The sequence below is a fragment of the Luteimonas qiangzhengi genome, assembly GCF_039548515.1.
Taxonomy (GTDB): domain Bacteria; phylum Pseudomonadota; class Gammaproteobacteria; order Xanthomonadales; family Xanthomonadaceae; genus Luteimonas.
This window is the reverse complement of sequence record NZ_JBCLVE010000008.1, coordinates 58,778-76,441: the sequence shown is the minus strand read 5'-3', so window position 1 is coordinate 76,441 and position 17,664 is coordinate 58,778. Positions and strand designations below refer to the sequence as shown.

Annotated in this window: 14 protein-coding genes; 10 read left to right on the top strand and 4 right to left on the bottom strand. The window is 66.6% G+C overall.

Annotation, left to right across the window (positions count from 1 at the left end):
• Positions 1–11: 11 nt before the first annotated feature.
• From gloA to WCE59_RS07060, 3 genes are all read left to right on the top strand, one after another.
• Positions 12–545: a lactoylglutathione lyase gene (gene gloA / locus WCE59_RS07070; protein ID WP_343258038.1), complete on the top strand. Its 534-nt coding sequence runs from the start codon at positions 12–14 to the stop codon at positions 543–545.
• Positions 546–1,055: 510 nt separating this feature from the next.
• Positions 1,056–3,644 carry an ATP-dependent chaperone ClpB gene (gene clpB, locus WCE59_RS07065; RefSeq protein WP_343258037.1) on the top strand — a complete coding sequence of 863 codons (2,589 nt, stop codon included), beginning with the start codon at positions 1,056–1,058 and terminating at the stop codon, positions 3,642–3,644.
• Between the two features lie 67 nt (positions 3,645–3,711).
• Positions 3,712–4,626, top strand: a complete 915-nt coding sequence (locus WCE59_RS07060) for a TIGR01777 family oxidoreductase (RefSeq protein WP_343258036.1) — start codon at positions 3,712–3,714, stop codon at positions 4,624–4,626.
• 25 nt (positions 4,627–4,651) lie between these two features.
• Here WCE59_RS07060 and WCE59_RS07055 read toward each other — a convergent pair whose 3' ends face one another.
• The gene (locus WCE59_RS07055) at positions 4,652–7,039 is read right to left on the bottom strand and encodes a TonB-dependent receptor plug domain-containing protein (RefSeq protein ID WP_343258035.1); all 2,388 of its coding nucleotides are present in this window, start codon (positions 7,037–7,039) and stop codon (positions 4,652–4,654) included.
• A gap of 174 nt (positions 7,040–7,213) precedes the next feature.
• Between WCE59_RS07055 and WCE59_RS07050 the strand changes: the two genes are divergently transcribed.
• The 3 genes from WCE59_RS07050 (at position 7,214) to WCE59_RS07040 (ending at position 10,269) form a co-directional block, all read left to right on the top strand.
• Entirely contained in the window at positions 7,214–9,070 is a 1,857-nt protein-coding gene (locus tag WCE59_RS07050; protein ID WP_343258034.1) for an ABC-F family ATP-binding cassette domain-containing protein, read from the top strand.
• 43 nt (positions 9,071–9,113) lie between these two features.
• Complete coding sequence (locus WCE59_RS07045) at positions 9,114–9,815, top strand: hypothetical protein (RefSeq protein WP_343258033.1); 702 nt, start codon at positions 9,114–9,116, stop codon at positions 9,813–9,815.
• A gap of 160 nt (positions 9,816–9,975) precedes the next feature.
• Positions 9,976–10,269, top strand: coding sequence for an FmdB family zinc ribbon protein (locus WCE59_RS07040; RefSeq protein ID WP_343258127.1), 294 nt, complete (start codon positions 9,976–9,978; stop codon positions 10,267–10,269).
• Between the two features lie 26 nt (positions 10,270–10,295).
• On the opposite strand, the gene WCE59_RS07035 is transcribed toward WCE59_RS07040, so the two are convergent.
• Positions 10,296–11,528: an MFS transporter gene (locus WCE59_RS07035; protein WP_449284129.1), complete on the bottom strand. Its 1,233-nt coding sequence runs from the start codon at positions 11,526–11,528 to the stop codon at positions 10,296–10,298.
• 145 nt (positions 11,529–11,673) lie between these two features.
• Here WCE59_RS07035 and aspS point away from each other — a divergent pair, with 145 nt between their 5' ends.
• The 3 genes from aspS to WCE59_RS07020 all read left to right on the top strand — a co-directional run bounded on the left by aspS (position 11,674) and on the right by WCE59_RS07020 (position 14,676).
• On the top strand, positions 11,674–13,443 hold the full coding sequence (gene aspS, locus WCE59_RS07030) for an aspartate--tRNA ligase (protein WP_343258032.1): 1,770 nt from the start codon (positions 11,674–11,676) through the stop codon (positions 13,441–13,443).
• Between the two features lie 4 nt (positions 13,444–13,447).
• Positions 13,448–13,963, top strand: a complete 516-nt coding sequence (locus WCE59_RS07025; RefSeq protein ID WP_343258030.1) for a GNAT family N-acetyltransferase — start codon at positions 13,448–13,450, stop codon at positions 13,961–13,963.
• A 62-nt stretch (positions 13,964–14,025) separates the two neighbouring features.
• Positions 14,026–14,676, top strand: a complete 651-nt coding sequence (locus tag WCE59_RS07020; protein ID WP_343258029.1) for an alpha/beta hydrolase — start codon at positions 14,026–14,028, stop codon at positions 14,674–14,676.
• Between the two features lie 15 nt (positions 14,677–14,691).
• On the opposite strand, the gene WCE59_RS07015 is transcribed toward WCE59_RS07020, so the two are convergent.
• Together WCE59_RS07015 and WCE59_RS07010 are read right to left on the bottom strand one after the other, a co-directional pair.
• Positions 14,692–14,823, bottom strand: coding sequence for a putative transporter small subunit (locus WCE59_RS07015; RefSeq protein WP_343258028.1), 132 nt, complete (start codon positions 14,821–14,823; stop codon positions 14,692–14,694).
• Entirely contained in the window at positions 14,820–16,532 is a 1,713-nt protein-coding gene (locus WCE59_RS07010; RefSeq protein WP_343258027.1) for a sodium:solute symporter family protein, read from the bottom strand. Before WCE59_RS07010 ends, WCE59_RS07015 begins: the two co-directional genes overlap by 4 nt.
• 385 nt (positions 16,533–16,917) lie before the next feature.
• Here WCE59_RS07010 and WCE59_RS07005 point away from each other — a divergent pair, with 385 nt between their 5' ends.
• Positions 16,918–17,658, top strand: coding sequence for a YebC/PmpR family DNA-binding transcriptional regulator (locus WCE59_RS07005; protein ID WP_343258026.1), 741 nt, complete (start codon positions 16,918–16,920; stop codon positions 17,656–17,658).
• Positions 17,659–17,664 lie beyond the last annotated feature (6 nt).

Genomic DNA, 17,664 nt, shown 5'->3' with positions numbered 1-17,664 from the left:
GGAGATCACAGATGTCCGCAGACTCGCTTGCCGCACTGACCAAGGTGCCCGGCGTGGCCGAACGCGACCCCGCCACCCGCGACTTCCTCTTCAATCACACGATGCTGCGTATCAAGGATCCGCGTGCGTCGCTGGCGTTCTATACCGGCGTGCTGGGCTTCACCCTGGTGCGCAAGAACGATTTTCCCGAGGCCGGATTCAGTCTTTATTTTCTGGCGCTGGTGGACGATGCGTCTGTCATTCCGGAGGACGACGCTGCGCGCAAGGAATGGGTGGCCCGTCAGCAGGGTGTGCTGGAGCTGACCCATAACCACGGCACCGAGGAGCAGGACGGGGCGGTGTATCACGATGGCAACAGCGATCCGCGCGGCTTTGGCCATATCTGCATCACGGTGCCGGATGTGGTGGCAGCCTGTGAGCGGTTCGAGACGCTGGGCGTGGATTTCCAGAAGCGGCTGACGGATGGGCGTATGCGGGAGTTGGCTTTTATCAAGGATCCGGACGGGTACTGGGTGGAGATCATCCAGCCGACTCCTTTGGGGTGACATCCGGCGCCGCAATGGGCTGACCACACGCGCCGTGATCGGACTGGCCCCGCCGCGGCCGGCAGGCCTTTGCGCTCCATGTCCCCCGGCGTCGGCCTGCGGCCGCCACCTCCTCCTTTACTTACGCGCAAAGGCCTCCCGGCCACGGCGGGGCTCGGCTCCGGGAAGGTTTGTGTCCCGGATCCCGGCTTGTGTCCGGACCGGAGTTTTTTTGTAGGAGCGCGCCATGCGCGCGAAGCCGCGGGCAATCGGAATCAGGGCGAGGCTTAGGACGGGATGCAGGTGGCCGAGGGAATGCCCCATTGCCACAAGTCACGCGGCTTCGCGCGCATGGCGCGCTCCTACCAGGGGGATGCAGATGGATGCCTGATCCGGGGCCGCGAAGTGTCCAGCGGCGGGTGGGGGTGCCCGCGTCGTATCTGCCCCGAGACCCTTGATTCACAACCCTGAAGCCCGCATCTGGAGATCATTGCCGGAACCGTTTCCGGCCCTGATAGAGAGGACAGTCCGATGCGGATGGACAAGCTCACTTCGCGCTTCCAGCAGGCCCTTGCCGACGCCCAGTCGCTGGCCGTGGGGCGCGATCATAATCTGATTGAACCCGCTCACCTGCTCGCCGCGCTGATCGACCAGCAGGGCGGGGGCACGCGGCCGCTGCTGTCGCAGGGCGGGGTCAATGTGCCGCTGCTGCGCGAGCGGCTGGGTGAAATCCTCGACCGCCTGCCGACCGTTTCCGGTCAGGCTGGCAGCGTGGCCGTGGGTAATGATCTTGGGCGTCTACTCAACGTCACCGACAAGCTGGCCCAGCAGCGCGGCGATGCGTATATCGCTTCGGAGCTGTTCCTGCTGGCCGCGCTGGAAGACAGCGGCGATGCCGGGCGCGCGCTCAAGGATGCCGGCGGCAACCGCCAGGCGCTGGAGGCCGCGATCGACAAGGTCCGCGGCGGCGAGAGCGTGCAGGACCAGAATGCCGAGGAGTCGCGCCAGGCGCTGGAGAAGTACACCATCGACCTCACCGCCCGGGCCGAGTCCGGCAAGCTGGATCCGGTGATCGGCCGTGACGAGGAAATCCGCCGCACCATCCAGGTGCTGCAGCGCCGGACCAAGAACAATCCGGTGCTGATCGGCGAGCCGGGCGTGGGCAAAACCGCGATTGCAGAAGGGCTGGCCCAGCGCATCGTCAACAATGAGGTGCCCGAGGGGCTGCGTGGCAAGCGCGTGCTCTCGCTCGACATGGGCGCGCTGATTGCCGGAGCCAAGTTCCGCGGCGAGTTCGAGGAGCGGCTGAAGGGCGTGCTGAATGACCTGGCCAAGAACGAGGGCCAGATCATCCTGTTCATCGACGAACTGCACACCGTGGTCGGCGCCGGCAAGGCGGAAGGTTCCATGGATGCCGGCAACATGCTCAAGCCGGCGCTGGCGCGCGGCGAGCTGCACTGCATCGGTGCGACCACGCTGGACGAATACCGCAAGTACATCGAGAAGGACGCCGCGCTGGAGCGCCGCTTCCAGAAGGTGTTCGTGGGCGAGCCGACGGTGGAGGACACGATCGCCATCCTGCGCGGGCTGAAGGAGCGTTACGCCGTGCACCATGGCGTGGAGATCACCGACCCGGCGTTGGTGGCCGCGGCCACGCTCAGCCACCGCTACATCGCCGACCGCAAGCTGCCCGACAAGGCCATCGACCTGATGGACGAGGCGGCCAGCCGGATCCGCATGGAGATTGATTCCAAGCCCGAGGAGCTGGACCGGCGCGAGCGGCGCTTGATCCAGTTCAAGATCGAGCGCGAGGCGCTGAAGAAGGAGAAGGACGCCGAGTCCAGGCAGCGGCTGTCCGACCTTGAAGCCGAGATTGAAGTGCTGGAGCGCGAGTACAACGACCTGGAAGAAGTATGGAAGGCCGAGAAGGCCACCGTGCAGGGCGCGACGAAGATCAAGGAGCAGATCGAGCAGGCCCGGCTGGAGCTGGAAGCCGCCCAGCGCGCCCAGGACTACACGAAGATGAGCGAGATCCAGTACGGCCGCCTGCCGGAGCTGGAGAAGCAGCTCAAGGCCGCGCAGGAGGCCGAGACCACCGGCTTCACCCTGCTGCAGGACAAGGTGACCGCCGAGGAGATCGCCGAGGTGGTCGCGCGCTGGACCGGGATCCCGGTCAGCAAGATGCTCGAAGGCGAGCGCGACAAACTGCTGCGCATGGAAGAGGTGCTGCACGAGCGCGTGGTCGGCCAGGACGAGGCCATCACCGCGGTGTCCGATTCCGTGCGCCGCGCGCGCGCCGGGCTGTCTGATCCCGACCGGCCGTCCGGTTCGTTCCTGTTCCTGGGTCCGACCGGCGTGGGCAAGACCGAGCTGTGCAAGGCGCTGGCCGGCTTCCTGTTCGACAGCGAAGAAGCCATGGTGCGCATCGACATGAGCGAGTTCATGGAGAAGCACGCCGTCAGCCGCCTGGTGGGTGCGCCCCCGGGCTACGTGGGCTATGAGGAAGGTGGTTACCTGACCGAGGCGGTGCGTCGTCGCCCGTACAGCGTGATCCTGCTGGACGAGGTGGAAAAGGCGCATCCGGACGTGTTCAATATCCTTCTGCAGGTGCTGGACGATGGCCGCCTGACCGACGGGCAGGGCCGCACGGTGGACTTCCGCAACACGGTGATCGTGATGACATCCAACCTGGGGTCGCAGATGATCCAGGAGCTCGACGGTGACGGTTCATCGGAGACCTATACAAAGATGAAGGCCGCGGTGATGGGCGTGGTGCAGGCGCACTTCCGCCCGGAGTTCATCAACCGCCTGGACGACATCGTGGTGTTCCATCCTCTGGACAAGGCGCAGATCAAGTCGATTGCGCGCATCCAGATGTCCGGACTGGAAAAGCGGCTGGCCGAGCGCGGGCTGCGGATCTCGGTGTCCGATGCCGCCTTCGATCTGCTGGGCAACGTCGGCTTTGATCCGGTCTACGGCGCGCGCCCGCTCAAGCGTGCGATCCAGCAGCAGCTGGAGAACCCGCTGGCCTCGAAGATCCTTGCCGGCGAGTTCACCAACGGCGACCTGATCCAGGTCGAGGCGGAAGCCGGCGCCCTGGCCTTCAGCAAGGGAGATTGACGGTGGCTTGATCCCGGCGGCGGCATACTTCCGCCTTCGCCCACCCCTCGTGGGCCCAGGCAGTGCGATGCGGATTCTGATCACCGGCGGCAGTGGATTTCTCGGGCGGGCGCTGAGCGAGCGGTTGCAGCGTGACGGTGTCGAAGTGGTCTGGGTGTCCAGGGATCCCTCGCACAGTGCGCCGGCCGGGATCCAGGTGCTCGGCTACGACGCGCTTGCGCCGTCGCTGTATTTCGACGCGGTGGTCAATCTTGCCGGAGCCGGCATTGCCGAGCGGCGGTGGAGCGATCGGCGCAGGCAGCTGCTGTTTGAAAGCCGGCTTGGCCCCACGCGCAGCCTGATGCAGTGGATTCGCCGCTGCGAACTGCCCCCCAAGGTGCTTCTGAGCGGCTCGGCCGTGGGTTGGTATGGCGCCCAGGATGGCGATGCACCGCTGACTGAGGACAGCGACGCGTATGACGATTTCTCCCACGTCCTGTGCCAGGTCTGGGAAGAGGCGGCAATGAAGGCGGTGCCGCTGGGCGTGCCAGTGCTGCTGTTGCGTACCGGGGTAGTGCTCGATCCCGCTGGCGGAATGCTGCGGCGCCTGCTGCCGTCGTTCCGCCTGGGCCTGGGTGGGCGGCTGGGCAGTGGCAGCCAGGTCATGAGCTGGATCGCCTTGACCGACTGGGTGGAGACGGTGCGGGTCCTGCTGCAGCGACATGTGAGCCTTGCCGGGGATGCCCCGGTGGGCCCGGTCAACCTGACCGCGCCGGAGCCCGCCAGCAATGCGGAATTCACCCGCGCGCTGGGCAGCGCACTGGCGCGGCCAACGCCATTCACCGTGCCCACGCCAGTGCTGAAACTGGCGCTGGGCAAGATGTCCACCCTGCTGCTCGACGGCCAGCGGGTCATCCCGCAGCGGCTGCAGCAGGCCGGTTTCCAGTTCCGGCAGCCACGGTTGCTGCCTTACCTGCAATCCGCGCTGCAGCCCTCCTCCTGATTCCGCCGTGCGCTGTTACCAGCGACTACCAGCGATACCCGGCCCGCACGTACCCGAACGCGCCGTTGAAGCCGAACGGCGACGCTGAGTTGTACGGGAATTGGCCATTGGTCGAGTTGCCGAAGATGTTTTCGTCCGGGTACTGGTTGAACACGTTGTCCCCGCCCACGGTGAAGCTCCAGCCGTCCAGGCGCCAGGTGGCCGATACATCCACCAGCCACTTGGCCCCGTAGGTCTGGTCATTGGCCGACGCGTTGGGTGTGGTCTGGAAGCTGCCGTAGCGGGTGGTGCCGGCGGTGAAGGACCAGTCGCCGGTGTCCCAAACCCCGGCCAGAAGAAGCTTGTCGCGTGGGAAGCCGCGCTCGATCCGGCCGCGCTCGGCGCGGTCGATGCGCTCCAGGTTCAGGCCGCCGCTTTCCAGCTCCGCCGGGTTGTCGGCAATGCGGGTGATCTCGGTCTTGGAATAGTTGTAGCCGGCGGTCAGGTCGAAGGTGCCCGCCGCCAGGTCCCAGCGATAGCTGCCCACCACGTCGATGCCGCGGGTGCGGGTGTCGATGGCGTTGGTGAAATAGCGCCCGCCGGTCACGCCAAAGATCCCGCGATCCTCCAGGAAGTCGCGGATGTTGCCGGTCAGGTTGGCCGACAGCACGATCCGGTCATCCACTTCCACCTGGTAGGCGTCCACCGTCACGTACAGCGCATCCACCGGCTGCAGCACCAGGCCCATGCTCAGCGACATCGACTCTTCAGGCCGCAGCGGCTCGGCGCCCAACGCCTGGGCAATCGCGCTGCCGGCCGGGAAGGTGCGGATTTCGAACGGATCGGAGAAACCGGCGATGAAGGTGGTGCTGGTGGTCTGGAAGTTCTGCTGCGACAGCGAAGGCGCGCGGAAGCCCGAGGCCACGGTGCCGCGCAGGGCCACCGCGTCCGTGAACGCAAAGCGGGCCGAGAGCTTGCCGGACGTCTGGCTGCCGAAGTCGCTGTAGTCCTCATAGCGCACCGCCGCACCGGCCGAGAACTGCTCGGTGAAGTCCGCCTCAAGGTCTGCATACACCGCATGGCTGTCGCGCTTGTGGTGACCCGCGTCGGTGGGCCGGTAGCCCGGGAACCCCTGCGCGCCGGAAGCAACCGGCGGCGGCAGTGCACCCTGGCGCCAGGAATCCGGCTCACCCGGCGACTGGTTCCACTTTTCCTCGCGGTACTCGGCGCCCAGCGCCAGGTTCACCGGGTAGGCCAGGCCCCAGTCCAGGGCGCGGCTCACATCCAGATTGAAGATGTTCTGGGTGGTCTCCAGCGCGCCGGCGTAGAAAGAGGTCGGCGATGCCGGGCCAAGGCTGGCGTTGACCGTATTGCGGGTGAAGAACTCCAGGTGATTGAAGCCCCAGTTGTAGCTCAGGTCCCAGTTCCAGCCGCCGCTGTCACCGCGCACCCCGGCCACCATCGAACGGTCGTCGGCGATGTTGTTGATCTGCGGCACGAAGCCGTCCGGGTGCACCTGGGGCACGTTCTGGTTTGGATTGCCGGGGGCGCGGAAGAATGCGAACGAGGTGATGTCGCGCTCGCTGGCCATGCCGAAGCCGTACAGCGTTGCCGAGTCGCCCAGCGCCATCTCGGCGTTGAACGACAGGCCCCAGTGCTCAACTTCCGGGTCGCCGTACATGAAGCGCTTCTCGCCCAGCTGCGCGTTGTTGCCGCCGGGCGCGGTGCCGGCGTAGGGGCGGGCGCGGTTGGTGGGGTCCTGTTCGCCAAATTGGGCAGCCAGGTGCAGGAAGCCGTCCTGGCCCAGAGACATGCCGTGATCGCCGGCCAGGTTCCACTGCGCTCCGTCGCCGGCCGAGTACTGGCCGTAGCGCGCATCGATGCCGCCACCGCTGGCGCCACTGCCCTTGAGAACCACGTTGATCACGCCGGCAATGGCGTCCGAGCCGTACTGGGCCGAGGCACCATCGCGCAGCACTTCAACACGCTCGATGGCCGCGATCGGGATGGCATTGAGGTCCACCGGTGATGAGCCGCGGCCCTGGGTGCCGTTGACGTTGAGCAGCGCGGTGGTGTGGCGTCGCTTGCCGTTCACCAGTACCAGCACCTGGTCAGGGGCCAGGCCGCGCAGCTGGGCCGGACGGATCGCGCTGGTGCCGTCGGTGACCGCCGGGCGCGGGAAATTCAGCGAGGGCAGGGCACGTGACAGCGCGGTGGCCAGCTCCGTGGTGCCGGTCGCCTGCAATGTCTCCGGGGTGATGATGTCGATCGGTGAACTGGATTCGGCCACGGTGCGGTCGGCCACCCGGGTGCCGGTGACGATCAGCGTGTCCAGGGTGGAGGTGCGCTGTTCAGTTGTTTCGCGGTCCTGCGCCAGGACGGCGGGGGCGACGAGTGTCAAGGCTACGGCGACGGCAAGCGTGGTGTGCTGCATCGGGTGATCTCCCAATCCGGTAGGTAGGCGCAACCGCGCCCCAGGGGGTTCCTGTGCAGTGTGCTTAGCACGCCGGCGGTGCGACGGCAATGGTGTCGCTGGCCTGACCATGGGTGGCTGCGTAGCGCATCTGAAGCGCCGGGGAGGGCGTCCGGACCGTTACACTCGCGCCCCATGATCTCTTTCAGAAACTTTTCCCTGCGTCGCGGGGAGCGCCTGCTGTTGTCCGGCGTCGACCTTTCCATGCACGCCGGATGGCGATTGGGCGTGGTCGGTCGCAACGGAACCGGCAAATCCTCGTTGTTCGCCGCCATCCGCGGCGAGGTTGAACCCGACCTCGGCGATCTGGACCTGCCGTCGCGGCTGCGCATCGCCAGCGTGGCCCAGGAAACGCCCTCCCTGCCCGATCCCGCGATCTCCTTCGTGCTGTCCGGCGATGTAGAAGTGGCTGCTGTGCTGCAGGCCGAAGCCGACGCCGTCGCTGCCGAAGACTGGGACGCCGTGGCCGCCGCGCACCAGCGCCTGGCCGAGCTCAACGGCTACGACGCCGAGGCGCGTGCGGGCCGGCTGTTGCACGGCCTGGGGTTCGCGGCTGACACCCATCACCGTCCGGTCAGCGCGTTTTCCGGCGGCTGGCGGGTGCGGTTGAACCTGGCCCGCGCGCTGATGATGCCCAGCGACCTGCTGCTGCTCGACGAGCCCACCAACCACCTCGACCTCGATGCCGTGCTGTGGCTTGAGCAGTGGCTGCTCAAGTACCAGGGCACGCTGCTGCTGATCAGCCACGACCGCGAGTTCCTCGACGGCGTGTCCACCCACACCCTGCACCTGCACGAAGGCAAGGCCAAGCTGTACGTGGGCGATTACACCGCCTTCGAGCGCCAGCGCGCCGAGCACCTGCGCCAGCAGCAGGTTGCCCATGACAAGGAGCAGGCCGAACGCGCCCACCTGCAGAAATTCATCGACCGCTTCAAGGCCCAGGCCAGCAAGGCGCGCCAGGCGCAAAGCCGGGTCAAGCGCTTGGCCAAGCTGGCCGGCACAGAGGCGGTGCGCGCCGAGCGCGGGTTCCGGATCGAGTTCCCGCAGCCGGCCAAGCTGCCGCACGCGCTGCTGCGTATCAATGATGGCGTGTGCGGCTACAGCGACGATGCCCGGATTCTTGAGAACGTCGGTTTCGGATTGGAGGCCGGCGACCGGATCGGCCTGCTGGGTCCCAACGGTGCGGGCAAATCCACCCTGGTCAAATCACTGGTGGGCGAGTTGCCGCTGCTGGACGGCGAGCGCGCCGCGCACCCGGACCTGCGCATCGGCTACTTCGCCCAGCACACGGTGGAATCCCTGGTGGCCGGCACCTCGCCGATCGATCATCTGCGCGAACTGTCGCCCAATCAGTCGACCCAGGACTTCCGCAATTTCCTGGGCAAATGGTATTTCCCCGGTGACCGTGCGTTCGAGAGCATCGACGGGTTTTCCGGCGGCGAGCGGGCGCGTCTGGCGCTGGCGCTGATCGCCTGGAAGCAGCCCAACGTGCTGCTGCTCGATGAGCCCACCAACCACCTGGACCTGGACATGCGCGAGGCGCTGGCCGAAGCGCTGAGTGATTTCGAAGGCGCGATCGTGCTGGTCTCGCATGACCGGCATCTGATCGGTCTGGTCAGCGACAGCTTCTGGCGGGTCTCGCACGGAGAGGTCAAACCGTTCGAAGGTGACCTGGACGAGTACGCGGTATGGCTGCGTGCCCGGCAGGGTGAAACGCGTGGGGAAAGCGGGAAAAAATCCCAGACGGAGGCCGTTCCCGAGGCGGCCAAGCCGGCGGCTCCGGCGCGCAAGGTCAATCCGCACAAGCTGCAGGAGGCCGAGCGCGAGGTTGGTGAGCTGGAAGCATCCCTGGCCAGGATTGATGCGGCGCTGGCCGACCCGGCCAATCATTCCGATGCCGGGCGCATAGTCGATCTGGGCGGCGAGAGGGAGGCCGTTGTCCAGCGGTTGGCGGTGGCCGAGGAGCGCTGGCTGGAACTGCTGGAGGATTGAATTGCGGTTTGCGCGCTGCGGCGACGGAGGTTACCGTGCGCGGATGAACAAGCTCACTCTTCCCGTATCGATCGCACTCGCCGCTGCCCTGGCAGCGTGCGCACCTTCCACTGGCCCCGAGGCCGAGGTCGACGTCGTCGACCCGCAGGCCGAAGCCGCGGCGGCGGCAGCGGAAAACGCTGCCCAGGATGTGCTCACGCCGGCCGATGAGTTTCTCATGCGCCTGGCCGAGCACTGCGGCCAGGCGTTTGCCGGCCGCGTCGTCACCAACGATCCCGCTTCGCCCGAGCCCGATGCCTTCGAGGGCCAGGACCTGGTGATGCACGTGCGCGGCTGCGATGACCCGACCCGCGAGCTGCAGGTGCCCTTCCACGTGGGCGACAACCATTCGCGCACCTGGCTGCTGACCCGGACCGACGATGGCCTGCGCCTCAAGCACGATCACCGCCTGGAAGACGGCAGCGACGATCCGACCACCATGTACGGCGGCGACACCGTGGATGCCGGCACCTCGCAGCGGCAGGAGTTCCCGGTCGACCAGGAGTCGATCGAGATGTTCAACGCCCGCGACGGCCTGTCGGTCTCGACCACCAACGTCTGGGCGATGGAGATCGAGCCCGGCCAGCGCTTCCTGTACGAGCTGTCGCGCCCGGCGGATGAGCTGAATCCCGACGGCCGCATGTTCCAGGTCGAGTTCGACCTCACCCAGCCGGTGGAAGCGCCACCCACGCCTTGGGGCTACTGAGCCTTTCCCGCTGTTCTGATCCACTTTCTTTGACACACGCGGCGACCCTCAGGGGTCGCCGTTTTTTATTGCGTCAGCGTCCGCCTTGAAACCGGCGCTGCCGACCCCATCCTGTGTGCGGGTTTTCACTTTCATACTTGCCAGATTCGAGTCCGTTGCCATGCCGATCTATGGTTTTGAGTGCACTGCCTGTGGTCATCAGTTCGATCGCCTGCAGAAAATGTCCGATCCCGATCCGGACATCTGTCCGTCCTGCGCCAAGGGCGCGATCAAGCGGCAGATAACTGCGCCTTCCTTCCGGCTGGCCGGCAGCGGCTGGTACGAGACCGACTTCAAGAAGGAAGGGGAAAACAGGCGCAACCTGGCGGGTTCAGGCGAAACTGCAGGCTCCGGCTCGTCCGAGCCGGCCGCCAAACCGGCCAAGAGCGAGCCCGCAGCCAACCCGGCGAGCTGAGCGCCACGCCCCGCGACTCACACCACTCAGCGGACCTGTTCCACTGCGGCTTCCGCATCCGTTTCCATATCCGGTAGCAGCTCGATTGCCGACGGCGTGGTGCGCAGCATCAGGTGGAATTCGGACGGGGTGTCGTTCTCGCGCGGACGGAACACCCTGCGTGCGCCCGCCACCAGCGCGGCCAGGGTCAGCGTGGCGGCATAAAAGGCGGGCAGGGCCTCTACACCCCAGCGGGTCATCGCCAGGCCGGCCAGGGCCGGGCCGATTGCCGAACCCACGCCGTTGAGCAGCAGCAGGCTGCTGCCTGCGGCCAGTGTCTTGTCCGGCGTCAGGTGATCCAGCAGGTGGGCCATGCAGATCGGATAGATGGCGAACGCCAGTCCGCCAAACAGGAAGCTCAGCGTGTACAGCGGCCACCCCGACTGGCCCACCGGCAACATCATGCCCAGCGCCGCGACCGCAGCCAGCAGACAGACAAACACCAGCGTGGTGCGCCGGTCGGTGCCGTCCGACAGCCGGCCGATCGGCCACTGCAGGGCGGCGCCGCCCAGGATGGTGGCACTCACCAGCAGGGCCACGCCGGCCAGGTCCAGCCCGACCCGGGTGGCAAACACCGCGCCCAGGCCCCAGAAACTGCCCACCGCCAGTCCGGCCAGCAGGGCGCCGAAGGTGGCGGCTGGGGCCACCTGCATCAGCTTGCTCAGGGCCAGCCTCGGAACTTCGGGCAGTTCCGGCTGCACCATGCGGCTGGCGGTCACCGGCAGGGCGGCCATGCAGATCAGGATCGCCACCAGGTTGAACAGCACGAACCCGGCCGTTGAAGCCAGCCCGATCAGCCACTGGCCCGCGGCAAGGGCCAGCAGGTTCACCGCCATGTACACCGCGAACACCTGGCTGCGCTGCTCCGGCGGCGCCTGCACGTTGAGCCAGCTCTCGATCACCGTGTACAGGCCCACCAGGGCGATGCCGGTGCCCAGCCGCAGCAGCCCCCAGGCCCAGGGCGAGACGAAGATCGGATGCAGCAGCACCATCGCCGCACACAGGCCCGCGTAGAAGGCGAAGGCGCGGATGTGGCCGGTGCGCTGGATCAGCCCGGGCGCCACGTAGGTGCCCAGGAAAAAACCGGCGAAATACGCCGACATCACCAGGCCAAGCGTCTGCTCGCTGTAGCCCTCCAGACCGCCGCGCACCGCCACCAGGGTGCTGAGCAGGCCGCTGCCCATCAGCAACAGAGCAACGCCCGTGAGCAATGCGGCCAGCGATTTGACGGTGGCGATCGGGCTCCGGGAGGGGGCGGACGGGGGAGGGGCGTGCGGCGTGTCGATGGCCGCATTCTAAACCTCGGCCCCAACCAGCTAAAATATGCGGCTTTCCGCGTCCCTGCGCGGGCTGTCCGGAGTTTGCATGCGTACCCACTTTTGCGGCCTGATCGACGAGTCTCTGATCGGCCAGACCGTCACCCTCTGCGGCTGGGCCGACGTGGCCCGCGATCTCGGCGGCCTGTGCTTCATCGACCTGCGTGACCATCACGGCATCGTGCAGGTGGTGGCCGAGCCGTCGGATACGGAGGGCAACGCCGAGGTGATCGCCACCGCGGCCGGCGTGGGGTACGAGGACTGCCTGCGCATCACCGGCACCGTGCGCCGCCGCCAATCGGTCAACCTGAAGATCCCTACCGGCCAGGTGGAAGTGGTGGCCACGGCGGTCGAGGTGCTGAACAAGGCCGAGCCGCTGCCGTTCCACCACCACGAGAACCCGGGCGAGGACATCCGCCTCAAATATCGCTACCTGGACCTGCGCCATCCGGAAATGCAGCGCCGCATGCGCACGCGCACGAAGCTGGTGAGCGCGCTGCGCCACTGGCTGGACGCGCGCGATTTCCAGGACATCGAAACCCCGATCCTGACCCGGGCCACGCCCGAGGGCGCGCGCGACTTCCTGGTGCCGGCGCGCCAGCACCCGGGTGAGTTCTACGCGCTGCCGCAGAGCCCGCAGCTGTTCAAGCAGATCCTGATGATGTCGGGCTTCGATCGCTACTACCAGATCGCCCGCTGCTTCCGCGATGAAGCCCTGCGCGCCGACCGCCAGCTGGAATTCACCCAGCTGGACATGGAGTTTGCCTGGGTGGACGAGAGTCACGTGCAGGACACCGTGGAAACGATGATCCGCGAGGTGTTCCGCGATGTGGCAGGCGTCGAGCTGGCCGAGCCCTTCCCGCGCATGACCTGGGCCGAAGCGATGCGCCGCTACGGTTCGGACAAGCCCGACCTGCGCAATCCGCTGGAACTGGTGGACGTGGCCGATCTGGTCAAGGACAGCGGTTTCAAGGTGTTCGCCGATGTGGCCGGCGCCGACGGCGGGCGCGTGTGCGCGCTGCGGATCCCCGGCGGTGCGACGCTGTCGCGCAAGCAGATCGACGGCTACGCCGCGCATGCGGCCAAGTACGGCGCCAAGGGCCTGGCCTACGTGAAGGTGGGCGAGGACGGAGCCGTGTCTTCGCCGATCCAGAAGTTCTTCGGCGAGGCGCAGTTCAGCGCGCTGCTGGCCCACGTGGGCGCGGGCAACGGCGACATGGTGTTCTTCGGCGCCGGCGACTACCCGGTGGTCAGCGCCTTCATGGGCGCGGTGCGGCTCAAGGCAGGCGCTGAATTCGACCTGGTCGAGAAAGGCTGGAAACCGCTGTGGGTGGTGGACTTCCCGATGTTCGAGTGGGACGAAGACGCGGGGCGTTACGTGGCCCTGCACCATCCGTTCACCGCGCCGGCCATCGACGACGCCTCGACCCTGCGTGAGCAGGCCGCGACCGCGGTGTCGCGCGCCTACGACCTGGTGCTGAACGGCAACGAGATCGGCGGCGGTTCGGTGCGTATCCACCGGCCGGCGATGCAGAAGGCGGTGTTCGAGCTGCTTGGCATCGGCGCCGAAGAGGCGCAGGCCAAGTTCGGCTTCCTGCTGGACGCGCTCAAGTACGGCGCCCCGCCGCACGCCGGGATCGCCTTCGGTATCGACCGCATGGCCGCGCTGCTGGCCGGCACCGAATCGATCCGCGACGTGATTGCCTTCCCCAAAACCACTGGCGCGCAGTGCCTGATGACCGATGCGCCCTCGCCGATCGACGATCAGCAGCTGGTGGAACTGCACATCCAGGTGCGGCCGGACGCAGACGGGGACTGATTGCTTGGAGGCGATACTGCGACGGGCGACGGTGGATGACGCGCAGGCGTTGGCGTCGCTCGCCGCGCGCACGTTCAGCGAAACCTTCGCGCATCTTTACCGGCCGCAGGATCTGCAGGCGTTCCTCGAGGACGCCTATTCCGTTGAGAAACAGCGGGTGATCCTGGCCCATCCCGATTACGCGGTATGGCTGCTGGAAGCGGACGGTGAGCCGGTCGGACACATGGCGGCCGGCCCGTGCGGACTGCCGCATCCGGAGGCCTCGTGCGATCACGGTGAGTTGAAGCGTCTATACCTGCTGCGTGGCTGGCAAGCGGGCGGACATGGGACGCGGATGATGGAGGCCGCGATGTCGTGGCTGCGGCGCGATGGGCCGCGGACGCTGTGGATTGGCGCCTGGTCGGAGAACCTCGGCGCGCACCGCTTCTACGCGCGCTGGGGGTTTGAAAAGGTCGGCGAATACCTGTTCGAAGTCGGCGAGGCCCGCGATCTCGAGTTCATCCTCCGCCGCCCCAAGTAGGAGCGCGCCACGCCCGCGAAGCCGCGTGGCGTCTGTCGTCCAGCCTCCGATAAGATCAGCCCATGCCTGGCCCATCTCCTGATTCCATCCGTCGCGTCATCCTGCTGCACGGCATCTGGATGACCCGGTCCACCATGTGGCCACTCGCCAGGCGGCTGCGGGCGCAGGGCTTCGTTCCGGAACTTCTCGGCTACCGCAGCATTACCGGCGGCGCGGATATCGCATCCAGCCGGCTGCTGGCGCGTCTTCACGCAGGCGGTTCGGCCCATGTCGTTGGCCACAGCCTCGGGGGCCTCGTGGCCTTGCGGGCGCTGCAGGAGGATCCTGCCGTCCCGGTGGGGAGGGTTCTGTGTCTGGGCTCCCCCCTGTGCGGCAGCGGGGCGGCGGCGGGACTGGCCCGGCACCGTCTTTCAGCAGCCTGGTTCGGCCGCAGCCGGGATGTGCTCCTGCAAGGCTGCACCGATTGGCCGGAGCATGTCGAGGTTGGGATGATTGCCGGCAATGCGCCCCACGGGCTGGGCCGCTTCTTCGGCCGCTTCAAGGGCGAGCACGACGGCACCGTTGCAGTGGAGGAAACCCGCTGCCGGGGGCTGGCGGACCATCTGGTGGTCCATGCCAGCCACGTGGGCATGCTGCTCTCCGGCGAGGTGGCTGCACATACCGGGCGGTTCCTCGCCAGCGGATGCTTTGATTGCGACCAGCCGCTTGTCTAGCAGGAGGGCTGCGGGTCACACCATTCGGGTGCCCTCTTTGCGGGCAGCGCGGATATCACGCACCAGGGCCACGCAGAGCACTGTCATCACCACCAGAGCCAGGGCGGGCCACATGAGGATGTAGATGGTAAGCAGCGGAATGCTCATGTACGGACTCCTGTCTTGAATTCAGTGGTTGCCGGCTTGCCGGTGCCGATACCGGCGGACGGCTTCTTGTCGAAAGCGGTCTGCTGGAAGTTGCGTACCCGCTGGTCCAGCAGCGAGAAATCAAACCGGTCGTGGTTGCGCAGGCTGAGCGCAACGCAGACGATCGCGCTGGCACCGTAGGACACCAGGGCGCTCATCAGCGGGATGTACTCACGCAGCGCGCCGAATACGATCGTCGATAGCCCGATGACGGTTGCGCTGCCAACGAAAAACGCGACGCGCCTGCCAAAGAATCCGAACGCCATCAGCCCGGTCACCACCCCGGCGCCAACCAGGCCAATGCCCTCGAACAGGTAGCCGGTCATGCCATCCAGTGCGATCAGCTCGAACCGGGTCAGGCAGAACAGGGTGACAGCCACCGCCACTGACCAGGTGAATGCGCGGTTGTCCACCCGATCCCAATAGAAACTGGTGATCACCGGGAACACGATCGCTCCCCAAAGTGCCCCGACGAATACCAGCACGATGAGGATATCCAGGCGCAGGCTCGCGAAGATGATCCCGATCACTGTCGCCACGATCATGGTGAGGCGGCCGATCAGGAGCATCAGCTTGGGATCCGGGCGCTTGCGGGCCAGGTTCTTGCCGTACAGGTCGGTCATCACGATGGCCGACAGCGCCGACAGGTCCGAGTCGGCGGTGGAGGACAGCGAGCCCACCACCAGGATGAAGAACATCCCGATCGCGAACGGCGGCAGGTACTGCGAGGCCATCTGCGGGATCAGGTTGTTGCTGTCGCCATCGAGCGGCGTGATGCCGGCGAACAGCGCCAGCATGCCGAGCATGCCCAGTCCGATCACCACTGCGCCGTAGCCGACGGTGGCCATCATGAAAGTGGGCTTGATCAGGTCCTGGCGCACGGCGAACAATCGCTGGGCGATGGTCTGGTTGCCAATCGCGTAGGCAAGCACCGCCACCAGATAGGGCGCGCCCTGTTCCAGGAAGGCCGTGCCGGAGAAGAAGCTCGCCTGTTCGGAGGTCAAGTGCACCATGCCCTCCCGCAGCAGCGAGCTGCCACCGGCATTGAAATAGACCATCGGGATCAGCACCGCGGCGGCCACGACCATCGCCACGAGCTGGGCGAAGTCGGTCATCACCGAAGCGCGGAAGCCGGACCACAGCGTGTAGGCCAGTACCCCGGCACCGGCGATCAGTACGCCATGGATAAAGGACAGTGGCGAGAGCACTGCCACCAGCGCGCCGGCTGCACTGAAGTTCACCATCAGGCTGATGCAGCTGCCGACGATGTTGGACACCGCCATCACCATCTGGCTGGAGGTGCCGTGGCGGGCGTGCAGGATCTCCGCCAGGGTGTGTGCATCGGGGGCCACTTCGCGGAAGCGGCGGCCAAAGGGGTAGATGAAGAGGATCATCAGTGCGCCCCACAGGCCGTAATGGATCGGCCCGGAGATACCGTAGCGGTAGCCGGAGGTGGCGCTGGCGAAGAACGATGCGGCCCAGATCCAGGTGGCCATCATGCTGGCCGCGGCCATGCCGAAACCGATGGCGCTGTTTGAGACCATGTACGCATCAACGTTCTCTTTCTTGCGGATGATCGTCAACGACATGAGGAAAGTGAGGGCGTAGAAGCCGATCAACAGCAGCAGCGCGGTTCCGGAGCTGAGCTGGTGGATTCCTGTTTGTTCCATACGTTTGTGGACGGTCCTTGGGCGAGACGTCAGGCGCGGGCGGCAGACAGAACAGCAGTCGCCCGTGCGGGATTCATCCGCCGGGTTGGGGGCCACTTCGGGCCAGGTGAAACAGCCGGGTTTGCTGCGTCACGCGGCATGCTGGGGTGCCGGGGGCAGGGCGGCGGCTGCCGCCAGAGGCGCTGCGATCAGGAGGCGTGAAAAAAGCCGGAAGCAGCGGCTTGGGCGTTCGCGCGGCATGCGCAATTCAATGCGCATGGAAGGCTGCGAAGCGCCGATCATCATAGCAGATGCCGGTCCGGCGGCCCCGCCGCTGCGCGGGTGGCGGGGCTGGTGCCTATAATCTGTGACTCCCCTCCACGTTTTTTTCCGGACCACAGGCAAGATGGCAGGACATTCCAAGTGGGCGAACATCCAGCATCGCAAGAACGCGCAGGACGCCAAGCGCGGCAAGATCTTCACCAAGCTGATCCGCGAGATTTCGGTAGCCGCACGCATCGGCGGGGGTGACGTCGCTTCCAACCCGCGCCTGCGCACTGCGGTGGACAAGGCCCTTGCAGCCAACATGACCCGCGACTCTGTTGAGCGCGCGATCAAGAAGGCCACCGGTGAGCTGGAGGGCGTGAACTACGAGGAAATCCGCTATGAGGGCTACGCGCCCGGCGGGGTGGCGGTGATCGTCGACTGCCTGACCGACAACCACGTGCGCACCGTGGCCGACGTGCGCCACGCCTTCAGCAAGTTCGGCGGGAACCTGGGCACCTCCGGCTCGGTGGCTTTCATGTTCCGCAAGCTGGGCGTGCTGAGCTTTGCGCCCGGGTCGGACGAGGACCAGGTGACCGAGGCCGCGATCGAGGCCGGCGCCGATGACATCGTGACCTATCCGGAAGATGGCTCGATCGACGTGCTCACCGATCCGGACACCTTTGCCGAGGTGCGCGACGCCATGATCGCAGCCGGGGTGGAGCCGGCCGAGGCCGAGGTGACCTGGCGCGGTGACACGGACGTGGCGGTGGATGGCGAAACCGGGCAGCAGGTGGTCAAGCTGCTGGATTGGCTGGAAGACATCGACGACGTGCAGGCGGTCTATTCCAACGCTGACCTGGGCGAGGACGCTTACGCCTGATGGCGG